The sequence below is a fragment of the Sphingomonas sanguinis NBRC 13937 genome, assembly GCF_001591005.1.
Lineage (GTDB): Bacteria > Pseudomonadota > Alphaproteobacteria > Sphingomonadales > Sphingomonadaceae > Sphingomonas > Sphingomonas sanguinis.
Genome location: NZ_BCTY01000114.1, coordinates 1 through 1,445, shown reverse-complemented (window position 1 = coordinate 1,445; position 1,445 = coordinate 1). Strand labels below are relative to the sequence as shown.

1 protein-coding gene is annotated in these 1,445 nt (G+C 66.0%); it reads left to right on the top strand.

Features of this window, described 5'->3' with window-relative positions; translation table 11 throughout:
* Nucleotides 1–131: 131 nt before the first annotated feature.
* A complete protein-coding gene (locus SSA01S_RS18825) occupies nt 132–1,391 on the top strand; it encodes a NupC/NupG family nucleoside CNT transporter (protein WP_061781614.1) in 1,260 nt (419 codons plus the stop codon).
* Nucleotides 1,392–1,445 lie beyond the last annotated feature (54 nt).

Genomic DNA, 1,445 nt, shown 5'->3' with positions numbered 1-1,445 from the left:
TTTCAACGATTTCTGCCCCCGATCAAAACTATGGCGGTCGCGCGCCACCATGCTTATGATCGTCCCCCGCGCAGCCGGGGGGCCGCGTCCGTTCCACCACCCGCCCCAAGCGGTCTATTTAAGCAGCGCGCATGAATCGTTTTGCCATCGGTATCGCGGGTATATTTGTCATTCTGGCCATCGCGGTGGCCCTGTCGACCGACCGGCGCGCCATCCGGCTGCGCGTCGTCGGCGCGGCCTTTGCACTGCAAGCGGGGATCGCGGTCCTCATCCTCTATGTCCCCTGGGGCAAGCATGTGCTGCAATGGCTGTCGGGCGGGGTCGCGGGTCTGCTCGGCTATGCGAATGAGGGGACCAAGTTCCTGTTCGGCGCGCTGGCGTCCGATCCGCTGGGCCGCAATTTCGCGATCCAGGCGCTGCCGGTCATCATCTTCTTCGCTGCGCTCGTCTCGATCCTCTATTATCTGGGGATCATGCAGCTGGTCGTGCGCTGGCTGGGCGGCGCGATCGAGAAGGTGATCGGCGTGTCGAAGGTGGAGTCGCTTTGCGCCGCCGCCAACGTCTTTGTCGGCCAGTCCGAATCGCCGCTCGTCATCCGCCCCTATCTGGCGAGCCTGACCCCGGCACAGCTGTTTACCGTGATGACCAGCGGCATGGCGGGCGTCGCGGGCACGATCCTGGCGGCCTATGCCTCGATGGGCATCTCGATCGAATATCTGCTCGCGGCCAGCTTCATGGCGGCGCCGGGCGGCATCCTGATGGCCAAGATCATCATGCCCGACCGGATCGAGCCGCCCGCCGGCCAGCTGCCGCTGGGCGATGTGATCGAGGACGAGAGGATCGCGCTGGCCGAAGCCACCCATGACGAGGAAAAGCCCGCCAACATCATCATGGCCGCCGCCCAGGGCGCGCAGACTGGCGTGAAGCTGGCGGTCGCGGTCGGCGCGATGGTGCTGGCCTTTGTCGCGCTGGTGGCGCTGGCGAACGGGCTGCTCGGGGGGCTGGGCAATCTGATCGGCATTCCGGGCCTGAGCTTCCAGGCGCTGCTTGGTTATGTATTCCAGCCGATCATGGCGCTGCTCAACGTGCCGTGGAAGGAAGCGGGTATCGCGGGCGGCCTGTTCGGCGAGAAGATCGTGCTAAACGAGTTCGTCGCCTATATCGACCTAGGGAAACAGGCCGCACAGCTGTCGCCGCGCACGGTCGCGGTCGTCACCTTCGCGCTGTGCGGTTTCGCCAACTTCTCGTCGATCGCGATCCAGATGGCGGTGACCGGCAGCCTCGCCCCCAACCAGCGGCCGACCATCGCCCGCCTGGGCATCCGTGCGCTGGTCGCCGGGAGCCTCGCGAACCTGATGTCGGCGGCGCTGGCGGGCCTGCTGATCGGCTAAATTCCTCCCCTGGAAGGGGAGGTGGCAGGGCGAAGCCCTGACGGAGGGGTGTCA

Coding starts and splice junctions, on each gene's coding strand:
- SSA01S_RS18825 (WP_061781614.1), top strand. CDS start 132: ATGAATCGTTTTGCCATCGGTATCGCGGGTATATTTGTCATTCTGGCC.